The following is a 25,257-nucleotide window of genomic DNA, read 5'->3' as shown; positions in this document are numbered from 1 at the left end:
GTTTCTCATGTTGCGGATTCGGCTTGTTCCCTGACCGCGGTATCCCAGTCGGGTCCGCACCACAGCCCGCCGACGTGCGCCATCATCTGATCGTCAGGTGGCGGGTCGCCGCGTCCGCCGAGCAGCGCTTCGGCGAAGACTTCCGAATCGTCCTGCGGGAAATAACCGATGGCTTCGCCGGCTTCCAGCGACACCCAGGCGCGAGTGTTGCGCGATGCGCCCCACACCACGCGGAATCCCGGCGGCGCGGCGATCGCAGCATCCAGCAGGCGGATCGCGTCGGCCGGCGACAGCCAGGTGCGCAGCATGCGTGCGTTCGGCGGCCGCTCGAGGCACGAACCGATCCGCACCGCGGTCACCGACATGCCGTAACGGTCCGCGTACAGACTGCCGATGGCTTCCATCGCCGCCTTGCTGACGCCGTAGTTGGTGTCCGGGCGTGGCGGTGCGTCCGCGGGAATCAGACCCCGATCGGTGGGGATATAACCGATCGCGTGGTTGGAGCTGGCCAGCACCACGTGGCGCACGCCCTGGCGCCGCGCCGCTTCCAGGGTGACGTAGCTGCCATTGATGTTCGCGTCGAGCACGCGTTGCCAGGTGTTCTCGACGCTCAGTCCGCCGAAATGCAGCACCGCATCGACACCGGCGCAGGCCTGTTCCATCAGCGCCATGTCGGTCACCGACCCTTGCAGGCGCACGGCGCCGTCGTCGCCCGAATCGATCGGCGCGATGTCGAGCAAACGCAACTCGCGGCCCGTGCGTGCGAGCCGCGGCCGCAGCAGGCGGCCCAGCTGGCCGGCCGCGCCGGTGAACAGCAATCTTTGCGAAACCGCTTCAGTCACGCCCGTTCTCCTGCACTCGCACTTCGATCGGCGCGGCGATGCGTTGCGCGAACGCGGCCACCGCGCGTTCCCACGCCTGCGCGTCGTGGACGTCGGCGCCCTGCGACCATGCGGCGCCCGCGTAGTAGGCGAATTCCCTGCCCGGCACATCGGCCGGCACCAGCCAGCGTTGGCCGCCGCGTTGGTCCGCGCGACCCTTGCCCTGCGCGAGCACGATGGCGCAACCGATGCTGCCATGCGCGGGATCGGGTTTGCCCCACAGCGCCATCCAGCGCCCCTGCGGATCGGCGCTCGCTTCGCCATCGCCATTGATCCCGGGCACCGGCACGCCCACGGCATCGCCGCCGAAGCGCGAACGGATCAGCGAGAAGTCGGAACCGGCATCCAGCGAGATGCGCTTGGTTTCCGCGACCTCGCTGCCTTTCGCGCCCCATGGCGCGTAATCCAGTTCGAACACCACGCGCAGCGGTCCGTTGGCCAGGCGGCGCCAGCGCACGTAATTGCCGGATACATGATCGACGCCATCGATGCGACGGGCCAGGCCACCGCAGCCGCGGCTCGGGCCGACCTTGTAGAAGTCGAGCCCTTCGCCGTGATCGGTATGGTAGTCCTCGCCCGCATACCAGCGATCGATGACCAGCGCCTGCGTGCGCTTGGCCCACACATCGATGCCGCTGGAAATTTCGCCGGTCGCCGCCAGCGCGGGCCCGTACATGCGGAAGGCGACCCGGTCGTTCTCCCAGGCGAAATCGTCCATGCGTTCCGGCACGTGGCGGCCGAAGGCGCGCGATGCCGGCGGCACGGCATCGCCGGCCGTTCGCAACACGACTTCGTGGCGCTCGCCCGCGCCCATCCGGATCTCGACCAGCGCGCGGCCCGCATCGTCGTCCGCGGCGCGCTGCTGGATCGGCAACCGCTTGCCGGCCGTCGCATCGAAGGCTTCCAGGCGAGTCGCGCGCAGCGCATCCGCAGACAACGGCAGCGCCACGATCTCCACGCGCGCCACCTGCAGCGGATTGACGAGTTGGAAACGGCCGAGCGTCGCCGCGGCCGCTCCGGTGCCGGAAGCGCTCGCGCAAGCGCCCGCCGCCATGGCCACGGCCAGGCACAACGGAACCAGCGGTTTCACGCCGCGTTCCGCCGCAGGTTCTGGGTAATTTCGCGCGCGGCGTCGAGCAAGGCGCCTACGACGCGCCGTTCGTGCGCCGCATCCAGCCGATCGATCGGCACCGAGCAGCTGATCGCTTCGAACGCGGGACGCCGGTACGGCAAGGCGACCGCGAAGCAGCATAGGCCGATCGAGTTCTCCTCGCGTTCGAACGCGTAGCCGCGTTCGCGGAACAGCGCGAGTTGCTGGTGCAGGCGATTGCGGTCGGTCACCGTGTTCTCGGTGAGCTGCGGCAGGCGCAACGGCAGCATCGCATCGACTTCGTACACGGTGCGCACCGCCAGCAGCGCCTTGCCCAGCGAAGTCGCGTGCACCGGCAGGCGGCGCCCGACCCTCGAGAAGATCCGCGGATGATGCTGCGACTCGCGGCTGGCCAGGTACACCATGTCGCAGCCGTCGAGCCGGGCGAGGTGGATGGTTTCGTCGATTTCCAGGCGCAGGCGCGACATCACCGGGCTGGCCGCCTGCACGACCGGATCATGGTCCAGGTAAGCGGTGCCGGCGAGCAGTGCGCGCACGCCCACGCCATAGGCGCCGGTGCGCGGTTCCACCTGCAGCCAGCCGCGCGCGACCAGCGTCTGCAGCAGCATGTACAGGCTGGACTTCGGCCAATCCAGCTCGCGCTGCAGTTCCGTCAACGACAGCGGGCACGGCGAACGCGCGAGCACTTCCAGCAAATGGGTGGTCCGGTCGGCCGATTTGACCGTACGCGCCGAAGCGCTGCCGCCCTGACGTTCTTCCTGGGATTCGGATTCGATGGAATGGATCGCCATGCCCGTACCGCACCGACTGGGGTTCATGCCTACTTTGCCTGAAGTCTGGCACAGCGGCGGCTCAAGTTTTCGTATGCGAACCCACGGATCGGACAACCGGCACAGACTGCACGCGATCCGGTGCGCTCAAACGCAAGCAACCCGGCGCCATATCTTTCGAAGGAAGCCCAATGCCCGCTCATCGCACCGCACCCTTGGACGGCGTGCTGTTCTTTCCGGTCACGCCGTTCGCGGCGGACGGACGCCTGAACGAAACCGCGCTCGAAACCCATGTTTCGCGCGGCGTCGGCAAGGGGCCGGGCGGCGTCTTCGCCGCCTGCGGCACCGGCGAGTTCCATGCGCTCGACCTGGACGAATACGAACAGGTGGTGCGCATCGCGGTCGCAGCGACCGCGGGACGAGTGCCCGTGTATGCCGGCACCGGCGGCGCGCTGCCGCTGGCGCGCCGCTATGCCGAAGCCGCCGCGCGCGCCGGTGCCGACGGGCTGCTGCTGTTGCCGCCGTACCTGGTCACCGCGCCGCCTGCCGGCATCGCCGATTACGTGGAGGAAGTGGCGACGGCCTCGCCGCTGCCGCTGATCGTGTACCAGCGCAACAATGCGCGCTTCACTCCGGAAACGGCCGCCGCGCTGGCGCGCCTGCCCAACGTGGTCGGCTTCAAGGACGGCATCGGCGACATGGATGCGATGCAGCGCATCATCCTGGCCGTCGCCGAAGTCGAACGGCAACGTCCGTTCCAGTTCTTCAACGGACTGCCCACCGCGGAAATGACCCAGCTCGCCTACGCCGCGATCGGGGTTCCCCTGTATTCTTCCGCGGTGTTCTGCTTCGCCCCCGAAATTTCCCTCGCGTTCTATCGCGCCGTGCGCGATGGCGATCGCAACGCCGCGCAGCGATTGCTGGCCGGGTTCTACCGTCCGCTGGTCGAGCTGCGCAACCGCGTGCCCGGTTATGCGGTGTCGCTGGTCAAGGCCGCGGTGACGATGTCCGGCATCGAGGCCGGCCCGGTCCGCGCGCCGCTGGTGCAGCCGACGCGCGAGGACTTGGCGGAACTCGAACGCATCGTCGCCGCCGGTCGCGCGCTTGCCGCGGAAGCCGATGTCTCTCGCGCAGCCTGATCCGCGTGCGGACACCGCCGCGCCCGCGCCGCGTTTCGGCCGGCGCTGGACGATCTGCGCGCTGTTGCTGTTCGCCACCACGATCAACTACGTCGACCGCCAGGTCATCGGCATCCTGAAGCCGGTGCTGGGTGCGGAGTTCGGCTGGAGCGAGATCGACTACGGCAACATCGTGTTCGCCTTCCAGGCCAGCTACGCAGTGGGCCTGCTGTTGATGGGCCGCCTGCTGGACTGGCTGGGGACGCGTCGCGGCTACACGTTCGCGGTCGGCTTCTGGAGCCTCGCCGCGATGGCCCATGCCGCGGTCGGCAGCGTGGGCGGCTTCATCGCCGCGCGAACCGCTTTGGGCCTGGGCGAAGCCGGCAATTTTCCCGCCGCGATCAAGGCCGTCACCGACTGGTTCCCGCGGCGCGAACGCGCGCTGGCGGTCGGCATCCTCAACGCGGGCGCCAACATCGGCGCGATGCTGACGCCGCTGGTCGTCCCGGCCATCGTACTGACCCTGGGCTGGCGCTGGGCGTTCGTCATCACCGGCGGACTGGGCCTGTTCTGGCTGGCCGCGTGGCTGGCGATCTACCGGCGCCCGGAAGAAACCGCGCAGCTGTCCGCGGCAGAGCTGGCGCATATCCGCAGTTCGCCGATCGAAGCCGGCAGCAAGACGCCATGGCTGGGCCTGCTGCGCCATCGCCAGACTTGGGCCTATGCGGTCGGCAAATTCCTGACCGATCCGATCTGGTGGCTGTACCTGTTCTGGTTGCCCGATTTCTTCAGCCGCGGCTTCCACCTCGACCTGAAGAGCTTCGCGATTCCGCTGGTCGTGGTGTACCTGTCGGCCGACGTCGGCAGCGTGGGCGGCGGCTGGCTTTCTTCGCGCCTGATGAAGCGCGGGCGCAGTCCCAACGCAGCACGCAAGATCGCCATGCTGATCTGCGCGCTGGCGGTGTTGCCGGTGGTGCTCGCGCCGCGCGTGCACGACGTATGGACGGCGGTCGCGCTGATTTCGTTGGCCGCGGCGGCGCACCAGGGCTGGTCGGCGAACCTGCTGACGCTGCCTTCCGACCTGTTCCCGGGCCGCGTGGTCAGTTCGGTGGTCGGCCTGGGCGGAATGTTCGGCGCGATCGGCGGCATGCTGATCGCGAAGGTCGCCAGCGCGATCCTGCAGCAAACCGGCAGCTATATCCCGATCTTCCTGATCGCGGGCATGGCCTATCTGTTCGCGCTGCTGTTGATCCACTTGCTGGTGCCGCGGATGCAGCCGGCGAAGCTGGATTGACCGCTCGCGGAATCTGCGCCCTCAATCCTTCTTCCCGCCTGCGGGGAGAAGGTGGCCGACAGGCCGGATGAGGGGCACCCGGAGCACATGCGCTTCCGGTAACGCCACGAATTCGAGCGCTTGTGACGCTCGGTGCCGCTGAACTCGCTGCGGATTCCGATCCGCGCTTGACGCGTCGCGGAGCATGGCACTCGATAAAGCCATGACTTCCGAGGCGTCATCACGTCCGGGCTTGCCCCTCACCCGCCTTCGGCACCCTCTCCCCGCAGGCGGGGAGAGGGATTCCATGCTGGATGCCTGTGCGGGTCCTCGGGATCACGCGCTCAATAATCGACGTGGTAATCCTTCGGGAACGACCGGCCCGACCACGCGCGCTTCGCCGTCCAGTCTTCCGCCGGCGCGGTCCAGAACGCGTTGTCGGCCGGCAGGCCCAGCGGCAGGAAGCTCAGCGTGGCCATGTACAGGCTGCCGGTCGAAGTGTAGTAGTCGGCGATTTCCGGTTGGTGGCCGACGAAGCCCAGGGTTAGCCAGCCATTGGCATCGAACGTGCCCGGATGGTCGTAGACGTTGCGCGTGACCGCGGTCAGCGCCGCGCGTACCTGGCCCGGCGTGACCTTCTCGGGTAACCGCTCCATCAACGCCAGTTGCGCCAGCGGCTGGAAACCGCTGGCGCGGTAGGTGATCGAACGCCCGATCGGCGGGAAGGTCCCTTCGGGCGAGATCATCCGCTCCTGCTGCTCGCCGAAACGGCGCATGCGCTTCAGCGCGCGCTGGTATTTTTCCGTGAACGCCTTGTCGCGCTGCGAATGCACCCGCAGCACGTCGACCATCATCGGGTGCATGACGAAACCGTTGTAATAGTCGTAGGCGAAGTTCGGCCCATCGCTGTACCAGCCGTCGCCGACGTACCACTCCTCGAGTTTGTTGATCGCGTAGTCGACCCGCATCGGGTCCCACGCGGCATCGACCGAACGCAGGAAGGTTTCGCTCATCGCCGCGAACAGCAGCCAGTTGTTGTACCAGGGCTTGCGGTCGCGCAAGGACTGGAACGCGGCGATCAACCGCTGCTTCGTGCGTGCATCGAGCGGCGTCCATAAGGCGTCAGGCGCGCGCAGCAACGCGTGGGCCAGGTAGGCCGCATCGACGATCGGCTGCCATTTGGCGCCGAAGTCCAGCTTGTCCGGGCTCCTCGGATCGACGGCGTTCGCCAGTCCCTGCAAGGCCTGCTCGCGCAAAGCGCGACGACGCTTGCCTTCCTCTCCGGCGTCGTCCGGCAGGGCCAGCCACGGTGCGAGGCCGGCGTAGCACCGGCCCACGGCTTCGACATAGGTCGCGGCCGGTTCGGGCCCGTAGTTGGCGCCCTTCTCGACCGGCATGTTGCGGACCAGCTGGCCGCGCGCCAGGTTTTCCACCACCGGCGAGGCGATGCGGTCGAGCATCCGCCACCAGTACTCGCGGTCGTTCGCCGGCTGGGTGGCGGCGACCGCCGTGGAAGCGGCGGCTGCGAACGCCGGCATCGCGGCCGGCAATGCCGCGGCGCCGGCGCCGAGGGAAAGCGTCTGCAGGAAATGGCGTCTGCGCATCGTCTTCCTCAGTAACCGTTGAGATACCAGCGCCGGTAGCGGAGCAGCGCTTCCACGAAGTAGTAATCCGCATAGGTCAGCGGCACGTCGACTTCGCTCTTCATCGGCAACGCGCCGACGCTGTGTTGCAGCAGGAAACCGCCGTTCGCGCCCGGCTCCGCGCGGTACGGCGGCGCGGACAGGCTGCGCAGCATCGTCTCGGCGGCGCCCACGTAGCGATGGCGATCGTCGCCGTCGACGTACTGCCCCAGTTCCAGCAGGGCCGAGGCGATGATCGCGCCCGCCGAGGCGTCGCGCAGCGCAGCGGGAATGCCGGGTGCGTTGAAATCCCAGTACGGCACCTTGTCGGCGGGCAGGTTGGGATGGTTCACGATGAAGTCCGCCACGCCCTTCGCCTGTGCGAGGTAGCGCGGGTCGCGGGTGAAGCGATACAGCATGGTGTAGCCGTACACCGCCCAGCCCTGCCCGCGCGCCCACGCGGATTCGTCGGCCGCCCCCTGCGCCGTCTTGCGCGCGCGCACCTGGCCGGTCTGCGGGTCGTAGTCGACCACGTGGTAGCTGCTGTGATCCGCGCGGAAATGGTTGCGCAGCGTGGTGTCGGCGTGCTGCAGGGCGATCTTGCGCAGGCGCGCGTCGCCGCCGTGGTCCGCGGCCCACAGCAGCAGTTCCAGGTTCATCAGGTTGTCGATGATCACCGGCGCCGCGAAGCGCTTGCTCGAATCCCAGCTCTGGATCGCGCCGATCTTCTCGCGGTAACGCCGGGTCGCGGTCTGCGCCGCGGTGTCGATCACGGCCTTGTACTTGGCGTCGCCGGTGATCCGGTAGGCATTGCCGAAGCTGTCGAAGATGATGAAGCCGATGTCGTGGTTGCCGGTGAAGAACTTGCGCGGCTCCAGCACTTCGGTGCGCCGCTCCGCCTCGCCGCGAACCCACGGGTCGCGGGTGCCTTCGTAGATCAGCCACAGGGTCCCGGGGAAGAAACCGCTGGTCCACCATTCGGTATCGCTGGTGACCAGTTTCCCGTCCTCGAAGGTCTTGGGCATGCGTTCGGCCGGCACCGAGGCCGCCAGTTGCCGGTATTGCTTCGCGGCGAAGTCCAGCTGGCCCTGGATCAATTGCGCCATTGGCTCCGCGGCCTGGGGTCGCGCGGGGGACGAGGCGCAGCCGGCCAGCAGCGTGGCGACGAGCGCAAGCGAAACGATCAACCTGTTCAGAAACCACCTCCCGGTCCGAGGCCGACAAGAGTAGCCCGGACGCCTCCCGGCGCCGCAGCCGCAGGACCATTCCCCCGTGCACATATGCGAACTCGTGCACGCGCGGCGCCCATCGGGGCCGGTCAAGGCCTAGTCTGGCCGTCTTCGTCCGCAATGCCCGAACCCATGCCAGTCCGACCCCGTCATGCCCGCCTGTGCGCCGCCCTGCTGCTGGCATTCGCCGCCGGCGCCTGCGACTCCGCGCCCGAGCCTGCCGCGGCCCGCGAACCGGCGGCCGTTGCGCCGGGCGCCGCCCCCGCATCCCGCGACGCCCGCATGCAATGGTGGCGCGACGCCCGCTACGGCATGTTCATCCACTGGGGACCGTACGCGGTGGCCGGCGGCGAATGGAAGGGCAAGCCCGGCTACGACGAGTGGATGATGAACCACGCGAAGATCCCGACCGCCGAGTACCGCAAGGCGCTGGTCGAGAACCTGCGCGCCGAGGATTTTGACGCGGCGGAATGGGTGAAGCTGGCCAAGGACGCCGGCATGAAATACATCGTGTTCACCGCCAAGCACCACGACGGCTTCGCGATGTTCGACACCAAGGTCAGCGACTACAACATCGTCAAGGCCGCGCCGTTCGGCCGCGACCCGGTGCGCGAACTGGCCGACGAGGCGCGAAAGCAGGGATTGAAGTTCGGCGTCTACTACTCGCACATCCTCGACTGGTCCAGTCCCGATGCGACGCCCGATTCGTTCAATAACAAGTGGGAGTTCAAGCTGGACCGCAACCGCTTCGACCGTTACTGGAAGCGGACGGTGCTGCCCCATGTCACCGAGTTGCTGACCCGCTACGGCGACATTGCCGAAGTGTGGTTCGACATCGGCAAGGAAACGCCGGACGCCAACGTGCGGGAACTGCTGGCGCTGGTGCACAAGCTGCAGCCGAACGCGCTGGTCAACAACCGGATCAAGTCGTTCTCAGAGCGCGACTACGGCGACTTCGTCTCGATGGGCGACAACGAGATTCCGCAGGCGGGCTTCGCCAAGGATTTCGAATCGGCGATGACCCTGAACAACCATTGGGGCTACAGCCGCGCCGACCAGAACTGGAAATCGGCGGACACCGTGGTGCTGCGCCTGGTCGACGTGGCCGGCAAGGGCGGCAACCTGCTGCTCAATGTCGGTCCGACCGGTTCGGGGAAAATCCCGCAACCCTCCCAGGACATCCTGCGCGGTGCCGCGCGCTGGCTGGCGCGCAACGGCGAAGCCATCTACGGCACGCGGCCGCTGCGCACGCCGTACGAGTTCGACTGGGGCACGATCACCACCCGGGCCGGCAAGCTGTACCTCAACGTGATCGACTGGCGCCCGGACCTGGTGCTGCACGGATTGGAGGCGAAGGTCGAACGCGCCTACCTGCTGGGTTCGCCGAAGCAGGCCATCGAGTTCACCCAGGACAGGATCCCGACCAGCGATGTGCCGCGCCTTTCGCTGCGCCTGCCGGCGCAAGCTCCCGACAAGCCGGTTTCCGTCGTCGTGCTGGAAACCCGCGGCGAGGCGCCGCGCATGCGCCAGGAATTGCTGCAGCAAGGCTCCGGCGTAGTCACGCTGGACATGGCCGCGGCGCGACTCGAGGCGGATGCGGCGAAGCCGGAGAACAACGCCGCGCGCTGGACCTTCCGGGCTTTCGCACCGGGCAACTACCGATTGGATCTGGTCAGCCTGTACCACCCGGACAAACCGCTGGCCTACCGCGGCCCGGTACGCATCGAGTTCGGCGAGCAACGGCTTTCCACGCAACCATCGATCGACAGCAAACCGGAAAACGCACGCAGCACCCAACATCCCTATGCCGAAGCGATCTCCCACCTCGGCAACGTGCGTATCGACAAACCGGGAACGTACACGCTGACCCTGCGCAGCGATCTCGCGATACCCGACAGCACCACGCGCCGCGTGCCGTGGCAGATGGACCGCACCAAGTTGCGCAGCCTGGTCCTGCGTCCGATCGCAAGCGATACGCGCGGCGATTGAGCCGCGCATCGCGTGCGTCCGCATACATGAACTCATGAAGTAGCGGGCGCAATCGGCGCCCGCGTTGGGCGCAGAATCTTTTCGTGTCAAGGGCGTGACGCCCATGCGACAGAACCGCTGCACGCGCTTCCGCTTCGCGGAACGCGGCGGACACGAGAACCCATCATCTTCCCGAGGATCATGCGAGTGAAAGCTTCCACGTTTGCCGTTCCGCCGTCCTGCAAGACCCGCAAGAGAACGCGCCTCGCGCTGGCCCTGGTCGCCTGTCTCGCCGGGTCCTCGGCATACGCCCAATCCACCACCGGCGGCATCTCCGGCATCGTCAAGCAAACCGGCGGATCGCCGGCAAAGGTCGTCATCCGCAACCTCGACACCGGCGCGGTGCAGGAACGCAGCACCGACGCCGATGGCCGCTATTCGGCCAACACGCTGGCCGCCGGACGCTACGAAGTCACCGCGGAGGTCGATGGGAAGCCGGTGGGTTCGAGCAGCGTGCAGGTCGTGCCCGGCTCGTCTTCGCGCGTGGACCTCGATTCCGCCGCGGCTGCCGACGCCGGCTCCGCGGTGACGCTCGACACCGTCAAGGCGGTCGCCAATGCGGTCGATCGCGGCGGCATCAATCCGATCGACATGACCACGCCCCAGTTGAACACCATCGTGCCGGTCAAGCTGATGGATTCGCTGGCCGGCGGCCGCTCGGCGATCTCCACGGCGCAACAGTTCCTGTCGCAGGTCTCGGTCGCCAACTCCAGCGGCTTCCCGCGCTTCGGCGGTTCCTCCGGCGCGGAGAACCGCTACTACGTCAACGAGTTCGACGTCACCAACGACCGCAACGGCTACGGCCTGACCGGCATCCCGGCCGAAGCGATGGCGACTTCGCAGATCATCGACGACACCGCCTCGGCGCGCTATTCGAACGCGTTGGGCGGATCGATGGCGCAGACCGTGAAGCAGGGCACCAACGACTTCCGCTTCGGCTACGACCTGTACTACACGCCGCCGCTGTACAGCCGCCTGATGGAGAAGTCCCCGGCCTACCGCTATCCGGACGGCACCTACTACTCGTATCCGAACGGCAGCCGCGAAGGCCTGTTCGACCAGTTCCTGTGGGTGTCGGGGCCGATCGTCCGCGACCGCCTGTTCTTCTACGTGCTGGACCGCAACAACCCCGAGTACACACGCAAGTCGGTCAACACCACCGGCACCCAGCAGACCGTGTCGACGGACAAGTTGAATGCGCCGCTGGTCAACCTGACCTGGAACATCACCGACAGCCAGCAATTGAACGTGATGGGCGAGCGCAACAGGTACAGCACCTACAGCACCGTCTACGACCTGCCGACGCGCTACGACACCAGCCAGCGCAATCAGCGTTCGTGGAGCAATCCGCAGAACCTGCAGCGGCTGCTGATCGGCAACTACTACTGGAACATCAACGACACGATGACCCTGTCGGTGATGGGCGGCTACATGTCGACCTGGGCGCTGACCCCGACCAGCACCTCGGGCACCGAAGCGCCGTATGCGCTGCAGTACACCGTGGACGACCGCTCCTCGCAGAGCATCGGCGCCAGCGCCTCGCCGAATTCCCTGCTGCCGAGCACCTACTTCAAGCGCGGCTATCGCGCGGCGTTCACCTGGACGCCGGGGGACCACCAGATCATGTTCGGCGCCGAGAACTACGACGTCGGCTTCAACAACCTCAGCATCTCGGGCGAGAACGGCAACTACGCCTACCACCAGTACACCAAGAACACCACGTTGCCGAACGGCGTCGTGATCCCCGCCAACACGCCGTACGTGCAGGCCATGTACCGCAAGAGCGGCGGCGCGTTCACCACCACCAACCGCGGCGCCTTCATCGAGGACACCTGGAAGCTGGCACCCGATTTCGTCGTCTACGCGGGCGTGCGCTACGACCAGAACATCGGCTACCAGCTGACCGGCCGCGAGTTCATCGACCTCAAGACGGTATCGCCGCGCGTCGGCGTGGCCTGGGACGTGTTCGGCGACGGCAGCACCAAGTTCGGCGCCGCCGCGGGCCAGTACACGATTCCCCTGCCCGCCTCGATCAACTCCGGGGTCGGCGGCATCACCGTCAACCGCACGGATTACTACGCCTACACCGGCATCAACCCGGACGGCAGCCCGATCCTCGGCGGCAAGTACGGCGACACGGTCACCCTGGGCAGCAGCAATCCCGCCGACCCGCGCACCATCGCTTCCGGCAATATCAAGAACACCCGGCAGAACAACTACACGGTCTACCTGCAGCACAAGTTCGACAGCAACTGGCAGGGCTCGGTGCAGGCCAAGTACACCTTCCTCGACCGCACCATCGAAACCACCTGCGACCTCGGTCCCGGCAGCCCGCTGCGCAACTACCTGGCGGCGCAGGGCTATCCGAACGCGAAGATCTCCAATGCCTGCATCCTGTACAACCCGGGCTCGGCGATCGAGCTGACCAACGACCTCGGCGGCACCGGGCAGATGCAGACCATCACCGTGCCGGCCAGCGTGTACGGCATGCCGCGGGCCGAGCGCACCAACTACCAGCTGATCGGCACGCTGACCCACGCGGAAAGCCCGGACGAGCCATACTTCTTCAACGTCAGCTACACGTGGGGCCACATGTTCGGCAACTACGAAGGCTATTTCGACGAATCCACCGGACAAAGCATTTCCGGCTCGTCCTACGCCTTCGACTACCCGCAGCTGATGCAGGGCGCCACCGGCGACCTGAGCAACGATTACCGCCATTCGCTGAAGACCATGGGTTTCTACCGTTTCCGCAACGGCTTCCGTGTCGGCGGCAACATCACCGCCCATACCGGCGCGCCCGTGCTGTGCAACAGCTTCTACCCGAACACGGAGAACACCCCGTCGGGCACGGCCGCCGCGAGCCGCGGCAACTATTCGTACTACTGCTTCAACAAGCTCAGCCCGCGCGGCTCGATGGGACGCCAGTCGTTCAACTGGACCGCCGGCCTGTTGCTGGCCTGGGGACGCAAGTTCGGCGCGCACGACATCGACGTGGCGCTGAACGTCAGCAACGTGTTCAACCACATCGGCGAGGACGGCGCGGTGCGCAACTGGAACGTGGGCGGCTACAACACCATCAATCCTTCCTACGGTTTCCCCGGCTACCAGTCGCCGCGCAGCACGTCGCTGGTGATCCGCTACACCTGGAACTGACCACCCGCTGCGGCCCGCGCGCCGATGCCGCCTCGACACCCACGCAGGGCGTTGGCCCCGCCCTGCGTGCGTTTCGCACCAGCCCGATTGCGACAGGCCATTCCCCGCCCCAAGGTGCCGGCACGCGCGTGCCGGCGGCGCGATGCGTCCATGCCATCCGCCAAGGGGAAACCATGCTCCAGCCGTTACGCCACTATCCGTGGATCCGCCCGCAGCTTGCGCTGCACGCACTGCGCATCACCACCGCCGCGCTGTTCATGGCCCATGCCATCGTCCGCATCGCCAACGGCACCATCCCGCAATTCGCCTACTTCATGGACACCCACGGTTTTCCCCACGGCGTGGTCTGGGTCTGGGCGATCACCACGTACGAGATCTGCGCCGGCACCCTGCTCGTGCTGAACCGTGGTGTGCGTTGGGCCGCGTCGGGACTGGCAGTCATAGCGGCCGTGGGCATCGCCATCATCCACCGCCATAACGGCTGGTTCGTCGGCGAACACGGCACGGGCGGCAGCGAATACAGCGTGGCGTTGCTTGCGATGCTGCTGGTCGTCGCCGCGCACGACGGCGCTCGCGGCAGGCGCGACGACAACGGCCGAGCCGCAAACGAAGCCGGGGCCTGACGGCCCCGGCGCGAAGTCGTCCGTGGCGCGAACGGCCTATTTCTTGACCTGGCTGCAGTTCTGCAGCCACAGCACGCGCTTGAAATCGTCGTACCTGAGGAACTGGCCGCGGAACGTGGCGCGATCGCCCTTGCGGAAGGTCAGCACGTTGGCCAGCTGGTTCGGCCGGAACAGGCAGGCCACGCCGACCCGCGGCTGGTCGTCCCCCGGCACCTGCAGCAGCATTTCGCTCTGCTCCGGGATGTCGAAGGACACGTTGTAGTCCTCGCCGTCTTCCTGGATGTAGTCGACCTTGCCCTTCAGCGCATAGTTGCGGCCCTTGTGCCGCGCGGTCACCGCCAACGCATTCGCCTTGGCTTCGCGGGCGATCTCGCGCGAGAACACGTAGACGTCCTTGAACGTGGTGTCCTCGCTGTTCTTCGCCTTGGCGCCCTGCGCCCCGGCCAGCTTGCCTTCCTTGCCGCCCTTCAGCTTGGCCAGCAGCGGGCACATGTAGGCGCGCATCGCGTCCTGCTTGGCGAACTGGCCCTTCTCGGTCTTCACCGTCATTTCCACCACCGCGGCGGAGCCGTCGGAACTGATGTTGATCAGGGTGGGAATCGCCCGGACCATGTTGGTCGAACGCTGCTCGACCAGCATCGTGCCGGTGTCCGCGTCTTCGGTGATCACGTCCATCTTCTCGCCGATCATGATGCCGCGCATCTGGCCCATCGCGTTGGCCACCGACAGGTCGGGTACGGTGACGCGGCTGGCGAAATCGACGCCCGAAAAGATACTGCCGCTCTTCTTGAAGTTGTCTTCGCACTCGCCGGCATGGGCGACGGAAGCGGCCGCGAACAGCGCTGCGGCGACGAGAACCTTTCTATCCATGGCTTTCCCTGGTTTGCATTGAGTGGACGCGCGGGCGCAGCCCGCGGCAGGTCGATCTTCCTTCGCCCGGCGCGGGCCTGGCGGCCGGCAGTGACCAACCGCACCGCAGGCGGGACGAACGACACGTCCGCGGCTTGTGCGGACCACCGCCGCGCGGGTACGGTGGCGCGATGCTTCCCGCGAAAAAAAACCGCATCCTGCCGCTGCTGTGGGCCGTGCTGGTCTGGTGGACCGCCTACGCGCTGTTCTTCGCCAGCCAGGTGGTGGCGATGGGCGAAACCGATGGGCGACCGGTCGCCTGGGGCGAGGCGCTGAAGTACAGCTTCGCCGGCTGGATGACCTGGGTTCCGCTCAGCCTCGGGTTCTACTGGCTGGCGCTCCGCCATCCGATCGAGCGCGGCCATCTGGCGCGCCCGATCGCGCTGCACCTGCTGGCGGTCGCCGGGGTGATCGTGGCCAAGGCGGTCTACGTCTGGTATTCCAATCCGTGGCTGGGCTGGTACGACGCCCTGCCTGGCTTCGGCGAAGTCCTGCTCACCAGCGTGCGCAACAACTTCATGACCGCTTGGACGGTGATCGGCGTCGCCCACGGCTATGTCTATTACCAGCGTGCTCGCGAACGCGAACTGCGCATCGCCGAGATGGAGCGCAGCCTGGTCTCGACCCGGCTGGAAGCCCTGCGCGCGCAGCTGAACCCGCATTTCCTGTTCAATGCCTTGAACTCGGTGGCGGAGATGGTCCACATCGACGGCGAACTGGCCGACCGCATGCTGGTGGCGCTGTCGGCGCTGTTGCGCGATGCGCTGAAACAGGAACCGCAACAGGAACGCTCGTTGCGCGAAGAGATCGCGGCCATCGAGCACTACCTGACCATCGAGAAGATCCGCTTGGGCGAACGCCTGCAGGTACGGTGGAACGTCGAACCGGTCTGCCTGGACGCGCCGGTGCCGGTGCTGATCCTGCAACCGCTGGTCGAGAACGCCATCGTCCATGCCATCGCCCGGCGCAAGGCCAACGGCGTCCTCGCGATCGCCGCCGGCGAAGCCGGCGACGCCTTGTCGCTGCGCGTCGAAAACAGCGCCGCACCGGACGACGGCGATCGCCGCGGCAACGGCATCGGCCTGCGCAGCGTCGCCGACCGCCTGCAACTGCTGTACGGCGAACGCGCGCACATGCGGCGCCTCGATCTCGGCCCGGATTCGTACGGCGTGGAATTGCGCCTGCCGCTGTCGCGACATTCGGCCGCCGCGGCGCCGGCGGAGGCCTTCGCATGAGCCTGAAGGCCGCCATCGTCGACGACGAGCCGCTGGCGCGGTCGCGCCTGCGCCGCCTGCTGGAAAAGGTGGCCGGCAGCGAGTTACAGGTCGTCGCCGAATGCGTCGACGCCGACGAACTGCTGGCCACGGCGCAGCGGCAGCCGCTGGACGTGGTGTTCCTGGATATCGAAATGCCCGGCCCGGACGGTTTCTCCGCGCTGGCGCGCTGGCAGGGTCCGCTGCCCATGGTGGTGTTCGTCACCGCGTGGCAGGAACACGGCGCACGCGCGTTCGACGCGCGCGCGGTCGACTACCTGCTCAAGCCGGTGTCCGCCGAGCGCCTGGCCCAGGCGGTGGAGCGCCTGCGCGAACGCCAGGCCTTGAACGGCCTGCGTACCCCATCCGACGACGACGGCGCGCGGCGGATTCCGCTGCAAGTGGGGCACCGCGTGCACCTGGTGCCCGAGCGACAGATCAACGTGGTCGAAGCGCAGGGCAACTATCTGGAAATCGACTGCGAGCAGGGCCGCTACGTGCTGCGGCGCACGCTGGCGGCGTTCGCGCAGGAACTCGACCCGGCATTGTTCCTGCGCGTGCACCGCTCGCTGGTGGTGCGCGCGGCGGCGATCCGAGAAATCAAGCCGATCGGCTCGGGCCGTTACCGCCTCGACCTGCACGGTGGCCGCCGCCTGATCAGCGGCCGCAACTATCGCGGCTGCATCGATCCGCTGTTGCGCCGCAACCCGGTCGTCGAGGCGGGCTGAAGGCCGCGCGCCAGCGCCGGGCGCCGTTCAACATCGCGCTGCTCGCGAAAAACACCGACGTGCCTCGCCCTTCCCCGCTCCCCAGAGAAGGCCCCGTGCCGAAGACGAGGGTCTCCGGCATCAGGGCCTTCTACCGAGGTTGGCTTCGAACCGAGGTCCAAAGCACCACCGGCGCGGCCACGATAGCGCCGGGCGTGTTACGTCCGAATCATTTCCCGGCGTGAAGATTCGCGACCTCACGCGTCGGGAACGCGCTTTTCACCTTCACGGCATGGACAACGACGCACACTCGCGCAGTCGTCGGCGGAGACCACGCGGTGAACGATGCGCAGTCGTGCGTCATCGCGTCGGCCAGGCGCATCCAAGCATGAAGACGAACTACCCGAAAGCGCGTGAACTGATGGTCGAGCGGCAGATCGCGCGGCGCGGCATCAAGGACGACTACGTGCTGCGCGCCATGCGCAGGGTGCCGCGCCAGCGGTTCGTGCCCGATGCGCTGCGCGAGTTCGCCTACGAGGACTCGCCGCTGCCGATCGAAGCGGGCCAGACCATCTCGCAGCCGTACATCGTGGCCCGGATGGTCGAAGCGGCGCGGATCCGGCCGGGCGATCGGGTCCTTGAGATCGGCGGCGGTTCGGGCTATGCCGCCGCGGTCATCGCCACCATCGCCGCGCACGTATTCGTGATCGAGCGACACGAGGTCCTGGCGAACCTCGCCCGCCGGCGACTGAAGGCACTGGGCTACCGCAACGTCGAAGTCCGCACCGGCGATGGCAGCGGCGGATGGCGCGAAGCCGCTCCCTTCGATGCCATTCTCGCCGCGGCCGGCGCTCCTTCCATTCCGGAGACGCTGGTGAAGCAGCTGGCGCCGGGCGGACGCCTGGTGATGCCGGTCGGCGATACGCCGCATCGGCAGCGCTTGGTCAAGGTCACGCGGGGAGAAGACGGCGAAACGACCCGCGAAGACCTGGGCGAAGTCCTCTTCGTTCCGCTGATCGGCGAACAAGGCTGGCCGGATCCCACCGCACGCGCACCCGATGTCGAAGAGCCCCGCAAGCCCGAGCCCGATGCGGATACGCAGCTGCTGCGCAAGCGGGGCATCGCGTTGCCGGCGCTGGACGACGAAGGCTTCGGCGCCTGTTTCGATCGCTTCGCGACGGCGCGGGTGGTCCTGCTGGGCGAAGCCAGCCACGGCACCGCGGAGTTCTATGCCGCACGCGCGGCAATCAGCCGCCGGCTGATCCAGGCGCACGGCTTCGCCTTGGTGGCCATCGAAGCGGACTGGCCCGATGCCGCGGTCGTCGATCGCTATGTGCGTCATCTGCCGGTGCGTTCGGAGCCCGAAGGCGCGTTCGCCCGCTTCCCGACCTGGATGTGGCGCAACGCCGAGTTCGCGGCATTCGTGGAGTGGTTGCGCGGGCACAACGCCACGCGCGAACCCGCGCAGCGGGTCGGCGTCTGCGGGCTGGACCTGTACAGCCTGCAGCGCTCGATCCGCGCCGTCGTCGATTACCTCGACCGGGTCGATCCCGAGGCCGCACGCGTCGCCAAGCATCGCTACGGCTGCCTGGTGCCTTGGGCCAGGGAACCGGCCGAATACGGCCGCATGGCGCTCAGCGAAGGTTATGGCCGCTGCGAAAAGGCCGTGCTCGAGATGCTGCAAGCCCTGCTGGAGCGGCAGCTGCAGTACGGCGGGAAGGACGGCGAAAGCTTCCTCGACGCCGCGCAGAACGCCCGCCTGGTGCGCGATGCCGAAGCCTATTACCGCGCGATGTACTACGGCGCCGCGGAGTCCTGGAACCTGCGCGACCGGCACATGTTCGAAACCCTGCAACACGCGCTGGGATCGCGGGGCAAGGACGCCAAGGCCGTCGTCTGGGCGCACAACTCGCACGTCGGCGACGCGCGCCATACCGAGATGGGCTGGACGCGCGGCGAATTGAACATCGGCCAGTTGTGCCGGGAAAGCTACGGCGAGCGGGTGGCGACGATCGGTTTCGGCACGCACGGCGGCACCGTTGCGGCCGCCGACGACTGGGACGGTCCAATGCGGATCATGGACGTGGTCCCCTCGCTGACGGGCAGCTACGAGCGGCTGTTCCACGATGCCGACGTGTCGCCCTGCCTGTACGACCTGCGTGCCGCGACCGAGCCGGAACTGCATGGGCGCCTGTCGTCCGCGAAGCTGGAGCGCTTCATCGGCGTGATCTACCGTCCGCGCACCGAACGCTGGAGCCACTATGCGGAAGCGGCCCTCGCCCGGCAGTTCGACGCCTTCGCCTGGTTCGACCGAACCCATGCGGTGCATGCGCTCGCCGAAACCCCGGGCAAAGGCATGCCGGACACCTATCCCTTCGGCCTGTGAGGCATTCGCGAACCGGCAACACGGCGGCCGCGGAATCGGCCATGGTCAGTCGTGAACCGCCACACCCTGTCCGCCGTCGGCGGACGCAGTGGCGACTTCGCGCGAAATTCCTCCGACTTCGACGAAACCGCGCGTGCGCCGCGTCTTCGCGTTCAAGGGACTGCGCATCGCGTCCCACAGCTTGTCGACGGGTACCCAGACCGGCGGATACCGGTAGCTCGCCACGTCCATGACCAGCAGCCGGTCCGTGCCCGCATGGAAAGCCGCCACCGGGGAAATATGTCCCGACTCCATTTGCCCCAGCACCGCGCGCTGATAGTTCACCAGCAGGAAATCCCCATCCGTGCGCAGGTTGCGCGCGGCCCGCGTGCGGAACGATGCGGCGTCGGTGTCGCCGGCGTAGACCGGTTCCGCGCGGACGCCGTGCGCACGCAGGCCGTCGGACAGCTGATGCAACGACATGCCGGTGAGGCTGACGTCGAAGGAAGTCAGGCCGACGGGACCGTCGAAATAGCTCGACTGGTCCAGGCGCGGCCGCGGGTCGTGCAAGGCGTTGAACACGATGACCGAGCTGGCGACGCCGCAATAGGAGCGCCGCGATTGGGTCACGAAGTTCGCCGCCAGCTCCGGGTAGTCGGCCTGCGCATCGCTTTCGGCCAACAGTTTCCGTCCCAGCGTCGATTGCAACGGAACCAGGTCGGCCGGCACGACCAGCGGCTCCGGCGGCGGAGGCGAGAAATAGTGTCTCCAGGCGACGGCGGATAAGGAGGCCAGCAAGAGCAGCGAGCCGATGCCGGCAATCCAGGCGAGCCGAGGGAAAGCCCTGCCGGGAAATGGTGCGTCCGTGCCACGCAGGTCCACGCCAGCCTTGCTTCGCGGGACAACGAACCGGCCCATGGTGCCTCCTGGACAGCTGGCCGGTTGTACCCCGCGGTTTGTGCATAGCATGTCTAGGGACTGCGAAGGCGCTGCGCCGTCCGCAGCCTGCCGACTTGGCGGATTCAGCGCAGCCGTCTGCTGCACTGCCGCCGCGCCCCTGCTATCGGATCGATGTCGTCTCGGCGCGCAGTGCCGCCATTACGCGATCGAGCGGCGCCGGTCTCGCCACCAGGTACCCCTGCACCTGGTCGCAGGCGTTGTCCCTCAACCATTCGAGTTCGCCTTCTTCCTCGACCCCTTCGGCGACCGTCCGCAGCCCGAGCCCGCGCGCCAGTTCGATCAGCGCGCGGCAGATCGACGCGTTCCTTTCGTCGCGATGCACGCCGGCCACGAAACTCCGGTCGATCTTCAGGTGGTCGAGCGGCAGGTCGCGCAGGTAGGCCATGCTGGAGAAACCGGTGCCGAAGTCGTCTATCGATATGCAGACGCCCTCGTGCTGGATTTCCTCCAGCAACGAGCGCACGGCATCCCTGCTTTTCAGCATTGCCGTTTCGGTCAGCTCGATATGCAGCGCGCCTCTCGGCAGACGGTATCTCGACAGCGCCTCGCGCAGTTTGGCCGGCAGGTCGCCACCGGTGAACTGGACAGCCGACACGTTGATGGCGATCGAGACATCTTCGATTCCCGCGGCGCGGAGTTTCGCGCGCGCCGCCGCGGCGTTCTCCAGCACCCATTCCCCTATCGGCACGATCAGTCCCGATTCCTCGCTGACGGGAATGAAACTGGACGGGGGAACATAACTGCCGTCCTTGCGCCACCGCAGCAGGGCCTCCAGCGCCACCGTGTCCCCCGACCGCAGGCAGGTGATGGGTTGGAAGAACAACTCGAATTCGTCCTGGACCAGCGCACGGCGCAGCTGGGATATCGTCGCCAGGCGCTCGGAGGCCTGCTCGGTCATCTCCAGGCGGAAGGGCGTCGCGTCCTCGTTCTCGTTCCTGGAATGCAGGGCGGCCAGCGCCGCGTGGTCGACCACCTGTTCGGCCGCTCCCGGAACCGGCCCCGGCGAATGCGCGATCCCTATCCAGGCATCCATCCGATGGCTGCCCCCCTCGAACTCCACCGGCTCGGCCAGCGTGCCGATGACGTTCGATACCAGGTTGCCCACCCGGTTGCCGTCCTTCGCCACGAGGACGAACGAATCGGACGGCAGGTACGCCGCCGGCCCGAACGGGCGGGCGACGTCCGCCAGTCTCCTCGAAAGCTCCGACACGATGGCTTCGCCCAATCGCCGACCCAAGGTGGGCGAGACGACTTCCAGGTCGCGCAACTGGATGTAGACCACGCCGTACGGCGTATGCCAGCCCTGCGCACGCGCATCGACCTGGGTGATCAGCGCACGCAGCTTCAGCAGGCCCGTGCTTTCGTCGTGCGTGGCCCGCCAGGCCAGGTCCTCCTCGTAGGCGACCCGCTCGCTGACGTCCTCGGCCAGGACCAGGCGCGCCGCCCGCCCGTCGAACTGGATGCTGCTGCTGTGGACGCGGACATACATCGGACGCCCATCGCGGGCATAGTGCATCCACACGCGTTCGGATTCGCGCGGCTCCGTCGAATCGTCCACCGATCGCCGCACGGCCTGCTGGTCCTCGGGCGAGCGGATCTGCAGGATGGTCATCGACAGGAACTCCTCACGGGAGTAGCCGTACTTGCGTATCGCGGCTTCGTTGACCGCGAGGAACCGCAGCGACTGCACGTCGAACACCCAGAACGGCAGCGGGTTCAGGTCGAAGAGCTCGCGGAACTGCTGTTCGGCCCGTTCCAGCTTGGCCTGGTTCTCCCTTCGCTCGGTGACGTCGACGAGGGTGCCAGTCATGATGGTTTTCCCGGCCTCGTCTTCCACCGACGCGCCGCGGGCGCTTATCCACCGGACCTGTCCGCCCGGCAACACGACCCTGTATTCGGAACGGAACGCCTTGTCCTGTTCCAGCGACTCGCGGAATTCGGTGTTCACCCGTTCCCGGTCTTCTTCATGCATCCGTTCGAAGAAGTCCCCGATCGGGATCAATCCCGCTTCCTTGCTGAAGCCGAACAGCGCTGCCGCCTGGTCGGAGACCCTGACCATTTCCGTCCCCGGCTCCAGTTCCCACACGCCCAGCCGCGACGCCTCCTGGGCCTTGGTCAGCCAGTCGACATGCCGGACCAGCTCCCCGCGCGTCGCCAGGCGTTCCGACTCGGCGCGGCGGAAACGCCTCGTCAGCAAGATGGCCCCGATCCAGTAGAAGCCAAGCACCAGCGAGGCTGCGGCCACATAGTTCCACCATGGCGCCAGTACCTCTTTCTTGGCTATTCCCACCACCACCACGAACGGATAGCCGCTCGTGGAAGTAAAGCTCGAGTACCGTTCGATGTCGTCGATCCCGCCGACTGTGCGGGCCTGGAGTGCCGATCCGGCTACCAGCGACGCCGGATAACCGGTTCTTTCGCCGATCCTGTCGCCGTTCGTCCCCTCCTGCGCCAGAACCTGCCCTTGGACATCGAGAATCGCCGCGTTCCCCAGCCGGCCGATATCGAGTCCCTTCAGGATCTTCTGCAGCTCCTCCGTTCGCAGCCGCGCGACCAGCCAATTGCCTCCACGGGTCCGCAAGGCAACGGGCACCACGGGCTGGCTGCGCCCGTCCTTCTGCAGAAGCCCGATCCTGAAATCTCCGTCGCCCGCGGGAGGATCGAAGCGGATCGACGATGCGTATTCGCTGGCGCCCTGGCGTATGAGCTCGCCGTTCTCGTCGTACAAGTCCACGTCCTCGAGCTCGGCATTCCTCGAGAGGAGACCGCGGATCGCCGATGAGATGCCCCAGGGGCCTTGGTCGGGAAGATCGTGGGCAGAAACATCGGCCTGGCCCGCGACACTCCGCAGGGCACGTTCCAGATGGCGGACTTCATAATGAAGGAGGCGGTCCACGCCGGTCGCGACCGCCAGGCTGTGGCGCTCGGCGGCGTCGATCCGCATATTGCGGTCGTGGATGCTGACCATCAGCAATGCGGCCGAAAACGCCAGTCCGAGCAGGACGCCGACCTCGCGTGACGCAGGCACGGCGCGCGCTCGTGCCGCGAAGCCCGAAAGAGTCCTTTCCATTGAATCGTTCATAGCCCGGATATCGACTAGGAAAGCAGTTCCCCGGCCGAACGGTACCTACGACACCGCCACCGGTGTGTGATTCAGGTCGCCATTCATGAAGTTATCGAGCGGGTTGCGGGACATGCGACGAGACTCCCGTGGAACCGGTAGGTGATCGCTTCGCGGCCTAGGGACTAGCGGAAGCCGTACACCTGTCCTAGCGGGACAGGCTGGCCTGAACGAATAGCCAGGTCACCAGCCGTTTCGACATGCGAGCAAGCGGCGCCTTGATGTCGCCGGGCAGGACGATTTCGAATTCTTTGACGATCTCGAGGCCCGCAGCAGGTATAGGGTACGCACGCATGGTCGCCCCGAGCTCCATTTGGCTGAAGCCGGCCTCCAAGGCCGCTTTCTGACGCGCGTCAATCAGCTTCATGCCGAGGCCGCGGCGGGCGGAATCCGGAGAAGCGAAGAAGGCTGGAATCCTGGCCGCCTGTGTCGCGGGATCAAGCAGCGGGTCCTCGGGGATTTCGCCTGGTCGCCGCCGTAGAGGGTGTCGCGCTTGTTCCACCCCCCGCATGCTGCAATTTCCGACCCGACTTCAATGAGGTAGTAGGTCCGATCGTCGACAAGGACGGTATCGACACCAAAGACATGTTCTGCCAGGGCTTCGGCTTGTACCGGGCTATAGAAGCCACGAGTTATCTCGATCGCCGATGTTCGAATCAAGGCGTTCAGGCGAACGATGTCGCCGTGGGTCGCGATTCTCAGGACGATATTTCTTTGATCCTGCATATGACGAACGAATGTTTGACCAAAGCGACACGCCGAAGGCACGCCCGCCGCAAGGAGGGATTAGGCCTCATTGCGCTGCTCAACATACTGCTTCAGCACTTGCAATGTACCTTGCCAGTAGAATTGGAGGTGCTCGAAGATGTTGGCTGAGCGCGGGCTTGCAATCGATAACTTCAATGACGTCGCGCCTTGCGCGGGAGCCAAGTGGAAGTCGATGACTGCATGGTTCTCCGGATTGTCAGGAAGCCGTGACAGCGAACTGAGATGCGTATAGGCCAGTCGCCGCATTGGATCGAACTCGCGCACGGTTCCGGTATTCTGGAAGTCCATGTGATGGCGTCCTCGCACGACAAACCTGTTGCCGACCTGCCAATCGGTCTCGATCTTGAGAAGCATGTCGGGCTCCCCCATCCATTCCTGCATGCGTTCGACATGCGTCAACGCCTCCCAGACAGTGGATACGGGGGCGTTGATGAGCACTTGCTCTTCAAACGATGTCATGTCTGCGGAGGATGACTTCATGACGCCTTATGCCTGAATCAAGCCGGGCCACGAAACGGCTTCGGCTTGAATGGATCGTCAGCCCGCGCTTACAGCATTGCGCGATTGCAATAGGTTGCCTTCTCAAACTCGGCGACGTTCATTGCGATATTAGGGACATGTGGAAACATGGAAACAAGATCGCTGACTATCAGTCTAGATAAATGGGCTCTTTGCTCGATGCTGCGGCCCTCCATGATGTTCGCAAATACATGTATGAAATCTTCACGCCTATTGCCAACGGAATAGATCATGAAAGGGTTGACTCGAACTTTGATGTCACCCTCATCGAAAAGATTGGTTGAATTGGCCGCACGATGAACGCGCTCAATAATTTGCTCTTCGGTATGAAATTGCAAAATAGCCTGCGAGCAATCAACTACAAAATGCGGCATAGAGTCCTCGATTTGCGGGATGTTGCTTACAGAATTACCTGGACCGACGGTTGCGGGCTAACGCCTTAATTAAGTCGCGCTGCGAAACGGCGTCAGCTTGAATGAATTGTTAGGCCACAAGCGATACGCCAAGGCCGTTGTTACTTCGTAAGTCTTCCACGCTTTGCTCCGAAAGCCAAAGCAACGTGTTGAGGTAGTCATCAAGGCAGGCAATGAGCGATTCCCGTGGACCTTGCCGCCAGGCATCGGATGAGTAGAGCGCGTTTTGCTCCGATTCTAGGTGGGCGCGGTCCTTGTAGGCACGAACGAGATAGAAGCTTTCTTGCTCATGGTCCGAGCGGCCAAAGGCCACAACATCCATGCCACTTTTCCGCACAAGCGGGAGTGCATCTTGAAAGGCCGCCACAAACCGATCAGCAGTGCCCGGCTTCAGTTTATAGGTGCGGATCTCGACTAGTCTCATATGTGGC

At 66.2% G+C, this 25,257-nt stretch carries 21 protein-coding genes; 8 read left to right on the top strand and 13 right to left on the bottom strand.

Annotated features, from left to right (window positions below; all coding sequences use genetic code 11):
* Window positions 1-5 precede the first annotated feature (5 nt).
* Genes J5837_RS07800 through J5837_RS07790 form a run of 3 tightly spaced genes read right to left on the bottom strand, consistent with a single transcriptional unit; the run spans window position 6 to window position 2,783 of the window.
* Entirely contained in the window at window positions 6-842 is an 837-nt protein-coding gene (locus J5837_RS07800) for an NAD-dependent epimerase/dehydratase family protein (protein ID WP_210536218.1), read from the bottom strand.
* Entirely contained in the window at window positions 835-1,971 is a 1,137-nt protein-coding gene (locus tag J5837_RS07795) for a DUF4861 family protein (protein WP_210536217.1), read from the bottom strand. Before J5837_RS07795 ends, J5837_RS07800 begins: the two co-directional genes overlap by 8 nt.
* Window positions 1,968-2,783, bottom strand: a complete 816-nt coding sequence (locus J5837_RS07790) for an IclR family transcriptional regulator (protein WP_210536216.1) — start codon at window positions 2,781-2,783, stop codon at window positions 1,968-1,970. The genes J5837_RS07795 and J5837_RS07790 overlap by 4 nt, the downstream gene beginning before the upstream one ends.
* A 170-nt stretch (window positions 2,784-2,953) precedes the next feature.
* Between J5837_RS07790 and J5837_RS07785 the strand changes: the two genes are divergently transcribed.
* Together J5837_RS07785 and J5837_RS07780 are read left to right on the top strand one after the other, a co-directional pair.
* Window positions 2,954-3,901: a 5-dehydro-4-deoxyglucarate dehydratase gene (locus tag J5837_RS07785; RefSeq protein ID WP_210536215.1), complete on the top strand. Its 948-nt coding sequence runs from the start codon at window positions 2,954-2,956 to the stop codon at window positions 3,899-3,901.
* Complete coding sequence (locus tag J5837_RS07780) at window positions 3,882-5,174, top strand: MFS transporter (RefSeq protein WP_210536214.1); 1,293 nt, start codon at window positions 3,882-3,884, stop codon at window positions 5,172-5,174. Before J5837_RS07785 ends, J5837_RS07780 begins: the two co-directional genes overlap by 20 nt.
* Before the next feature lie 323 nt (window positions 5,175-5,497).
* Here the strand turns inward: J5837_RS07780 and J5837_RS07775 are convergent, their stop codons facing one another.
* Together J5837_RS07775 and J5837_RS07770 are read right to left on the bottom strand one after the other, a co-directional pair.
* A complete protein-coding gene (locus J5837_RS07775; protein ID WP_210536213.1) occupies window positions 5,498-6,757 on the bottom strand; it encodes a DUF2264 domain-containing protein in 1,260 nt (419 codons plus the stop codon).
* A gap of 8 nt (window positions 6,758-6,765) precedes the next feature.
* Window positions 6,766-7,962 (bottom strand): glycoside hydrolase family 88 protein, encoded by a 1,197-nt coding sequence (locus J5837_RS07770; RefSeq protein ID WP_210536212.1) that lies wholly within the window; start codon window positions 7,960-7,962, stop codon window positions 6,766-6,768.
* Between the two features lie 174 nt (window positions 7,963-8,136).
* On the opposite strand from J5837_RS07770, the gene J5837_RS07765 reads away from it, so the two are divergent.
* The 3 genes from J5837_RS07765 to J5837_RS07755 all read left to right on the top strand — a co-directional run bounded on the left by J5837_RS07765 (window position 8,137) and on the right by J5837_RS07755 (window position 13,811).
* Complete coding sequence (locus tag J5837_RS07765; protein WP_210536211.1) at window positions 8,137-9,993, top strand: alpha-L-fucosidase; 1,857 nt, start codon at window positions 8,137-8,139, stop codon at window positions 9,991-9,993.
* Window positions 9,994-10,179: 186 nt separating this feature from the next.
* Entirely contained in the window at window positions 10,180-13,188 is a 3,009-nt protein-coding gene (locus J5837_RS07760) for a TonB-dependent receptor (RefSeq protein WP_210536210.1), read from the top strand.
* Window positions 13,189-13,361: 173 nt separating this feature from the next.
* A complete protein-coding gene (locus tag J5837_RS07755; RefSeq protein WP_210536209.1) occupies window positions 13,362-13,811 on the top strand; it encodes a DoxX family protein in 450 nt (149 codons plus the stop codon).
* A 36-nt stretch (window positions 13,812-13,847) separates the two neighbouring features.
* Here J5837_RS07755 and J5837_RS07750 read toward each other — a convergent pair whose 3' ends face one another.
* Complete coding sequence (locus tag J5837_RS07750) at window positions 13,848-14,681, bottom strand: hypothetical protein (protein ID WP_210536208.1); 834 nt, start codon at window positions 14,679-14,681, stop codon at window positions 13,848-13,850.
* 170 nt (window positions 14,682-14,851) lie between these two features.
* Between J5837_RS07750 and J5837_RS07745 the strand changes: the two genes are divergently transcribed.
* The 3 genes from J5837_RS07745 to J5837_RS07735 all read left to right on the top strand — a co-directional run bounded on the left by J5837_RS07745 (window position 14,852) and on the right by J5837_RS07735 (window position 19,066).
* On the top strand, window positions 14,852-15,955 hold the full coding sequence (locus tag J5837_RS07745; RefSeq protein ID WP_210536207.1) for a sensor histidine kinase: 1,104 nt from the start codon (window positions 14,852-14,854) through the stop codon (window positions 15,953-15,955).
* On the top strand, window positions 15,952-16,701 hold the full coding sequence (locus J5837_RS07740; RefSeq protein ID WP_210536206.1) for a LytR/AlgR family response regulator transcription factor: 750 nt from the start codon (window positions 15,952-15,954) through the stop codon (window positions 16,699-16,701). The genes J5837_RS07745 and J5837_RS07740 overlap by 4 nt, the downstream gene beginning before the upstream one ends.
* Before the next feature lie 367 nt (window positions 16,702-17,068).
* Complete coding sequence (locus tag J5837_RS07735) at window positions 17,069-19,066, top strand: protein-L-isoaspartate(D-aspartate) O-methyltransferase (protein ID WP_210536205.1); 1,998 nt, start codon at window positions 17,069-17,071, stop codon at window positions 19,064-19,066.
* 45 nt (window positions 19,067-19,111) lie between these two features.
* Here J5837_RS07735 and J5837_RS07730 read toward each other — a convergent pair whose 3' ends face one another.
* The 7 genes from J5837_RS07730 to J5837_RS07700 form a co-directional block, all read right to left on the bottom strand.
* On the bottom strand, window positions 19,112-19,963 hold the full coding sequence (locus tag J5837_RS07730; protein WP_210536204.1) for a phytochelatin synthase family protein: 852 nt from the start codon (window positions 19,961-19,963) through the stop codon (window positions 19,112-19,114).
* Between the two features lie 142 nt (window positions 19,964-20,105).
* Window positions 20,106-23,087, bottom strand: a complete 2,982-nt coding sequence (locus tag J5837_RS07725; RefSeq protein WP_210536203.1) for a bifunctional diguanylate cyclase/phosphodiesterase — start codon at window positions 23,085-23,087, stop codon at window positions 20,106-20,108.
* A gap of 187 nt (window positions 23,088-23,274) precedes the next feature.
* Window positions 23,275-23,493: a hypothetical protein gene (locus J5837_RS07720; RefSeq protein WP_210536202.1), complete on the bottom strand. Its 219-nt coding sequence runs from the start codon at window positions 23,491-23,493 to the stop codon at window positions 23,275-23,277.
* The gene (locus J5837_RS07715; protein WP_210536201.1) at window positions 23,490-23,852 is read right to left on the bottom strand and encodes a hypothetical protein; all 363 of its coding nucleotides are present in this window, start codon (window positions 23,850-23,852) and stop codon (window positions 23,490-23,492) included. The genes J5837_RS07720 and J5837_RS07715 overlap by 4 nt, the downstream gene beginning before the upstream one ends.
* A gap of 60 nt (window positions 23,853-23,912) precedes the next feature.
* Window positions 23,913-24,374, bottom strand: a complete 462-nt coding sequence (locus J5837_RS07710) for an SRPBCC family protein (RefSeq protein ID WP_210536200.1) — start codon at window positions 24,372-24,374, stop codon at window positions 23,913-23,915.
* Window positions 24,375-24,442: 68 nt separating this feature from the next.
* Window positions 24,443-24,787, bottom strand: a complete 345-nt coding sequence (locus J5837_RS07705; RefSeq protein WP_210536199.1) for a 5-carboxymethyl-2-hydroxymuconate Delta-isomerase — start codon at window positions 24,785-24,787, stop codon at window positions 24,443-24,445.
* Between the two features lie 109 nt (window positions 24,788-24,896).
* Window positions 24,897-25,257: NIPSNAP family protein (locus J5837_RS07700; RefSeq protein ID WP_342345518.1), on the bottom strand; the 361-nt coding region annotated here is incomplete at its 5' end.

This window comes from Pseudoxanthomonas helianthi (assembly GCF_017939625.1).
GTDB lineage: Bacteria > Pseudomonadota > Gammaproteobacteria > Xanthomonadales > Xanthomonadaceae > Pseudoxanthomonas_A > Pseudoxanthomonas_A helianthi.
Note: the sequence above shows the minus strand (reverse complement) of the source record. Positions and strands in the feature narration are given on the sequence as shown.

Excerpts from the sequence above, each read along its gene's own strand:
- J5837_RS07790 (WP_210536216.1), bottom strand. The coding sequence starts at position 2,783 with ATGGCGATCCATTCCATCGAATCCGAATCCCAGGAAGAACGTCAGGGC.
- J5837_RS07785 (WP_210536215.1), top strand. The coding sequence starts at position 2,954 with ATGCCCGCTCATCGCACCGCACCCTTGGACGGCGTGCTGTTCTTTCCG.
- J5837_RS07780 (WP_210536214.1), top strand. The coding sequence starts at position 3,882 with ATGTCTCTCGCGCAGCCTGATCCGCGTGCGGACACCGCCGCGCCCGCG.
- J5837_RS07775 (WP_210536213.1), bottom strand. The coding sequence starts at position 6,757 with ATGCGCAGACGCCATTTCCTGCAGACGCTTTCCCTCGGCGCCGGCGCC.
- J5837_RS07765 (WP_210536211.1), top strand. The coding sequence starts at position 8,137 with ATGCCAGTCCGACCCCGTCATGCCCGCCTGTGCGCCGCCCTGCTGCTG.
- J5837_RS07755 (WP_210536209.1), top strand. The coding sequence starts at position 13,362 with ATGCTCCAGCCGTTACGCCACTATCCGTGGATCCGCCCGCAGCTTGCG.
- J5837_RS07750 (WP_210536208.1), bottom strand. The coding sequence starts at position 14,681 with ATGGATAGAAAGGTTCTCGTCGCCGCAGCGCTGTTCGCGGCCGCTTCC.
- J5837_RS07745 (WP_210536207.1), top strand. The coding sequence starts at position 14,852 with ATGCTTCCCGCGAAAAAAAACCGCATCCTGCCGCTGCTGTGGGCCGTG.
- J5837_RS07740 (WP_210536206.1), top strand. The coding sequence starts at position 15,952 with ATGAGCCTGAAGGCCGCCATCGTCGACGACGAGCCGCTGGCGCGGTCG.
- J5837_RS07735 (WP_210536205.1), top strand. The coding sequence starts at position 17,069 with ATGAAGACGAACTACCCGAAAGCGCGTGAACTGATGGTCGAGCGGCAG.
- J5837_RS07730 (WP_210536204.1), bottom strand. The coding sequence starts at position 19,963 with ATGGGCCGGTTCGTTGTCCCGCGAAGCAAGGCTGGCGTGGACCTGCGT.
- J5837_RS07725 (WP_210536203.1), bottom strand. The coding sequence starts at position 23,087 with ATGAACGATTCAATGGAAAGGACTCTTTCGGGCTTCGCGGCACGAGCG.
- J5837_RS07720 (WP_210536202.1), bottom strand. The coding sequence starts at position 23,493 with ATGAAGCTGATTGACGCGCGTCAGAAAGCGGCCTTGGAGGCCGGCTTC.
- J5837_RS07715 (WP_210536201.1), bottom strand. The coding sequence starts at position 23,852 with ATGCAGGATCAAAGAAATATCGTCCTGAGAATCGCGACCCACGGCGAC.
- J5837_RS07710 (WP_210536200.1), bottom strand. The coding sequence starts at position 24,374 with ATGAAGTCATCCTCCGCAGACATGACATCGTTTGAAGAGCAAGTGCTC.
- J5837_RS07705 (WP_210536199.1), bottom strand. The coding sequence starts at position 24,787 with ATGCCGCATTTTGTAGTTGATTGCTCGCAGGCTATTTTGCAATTTCAT.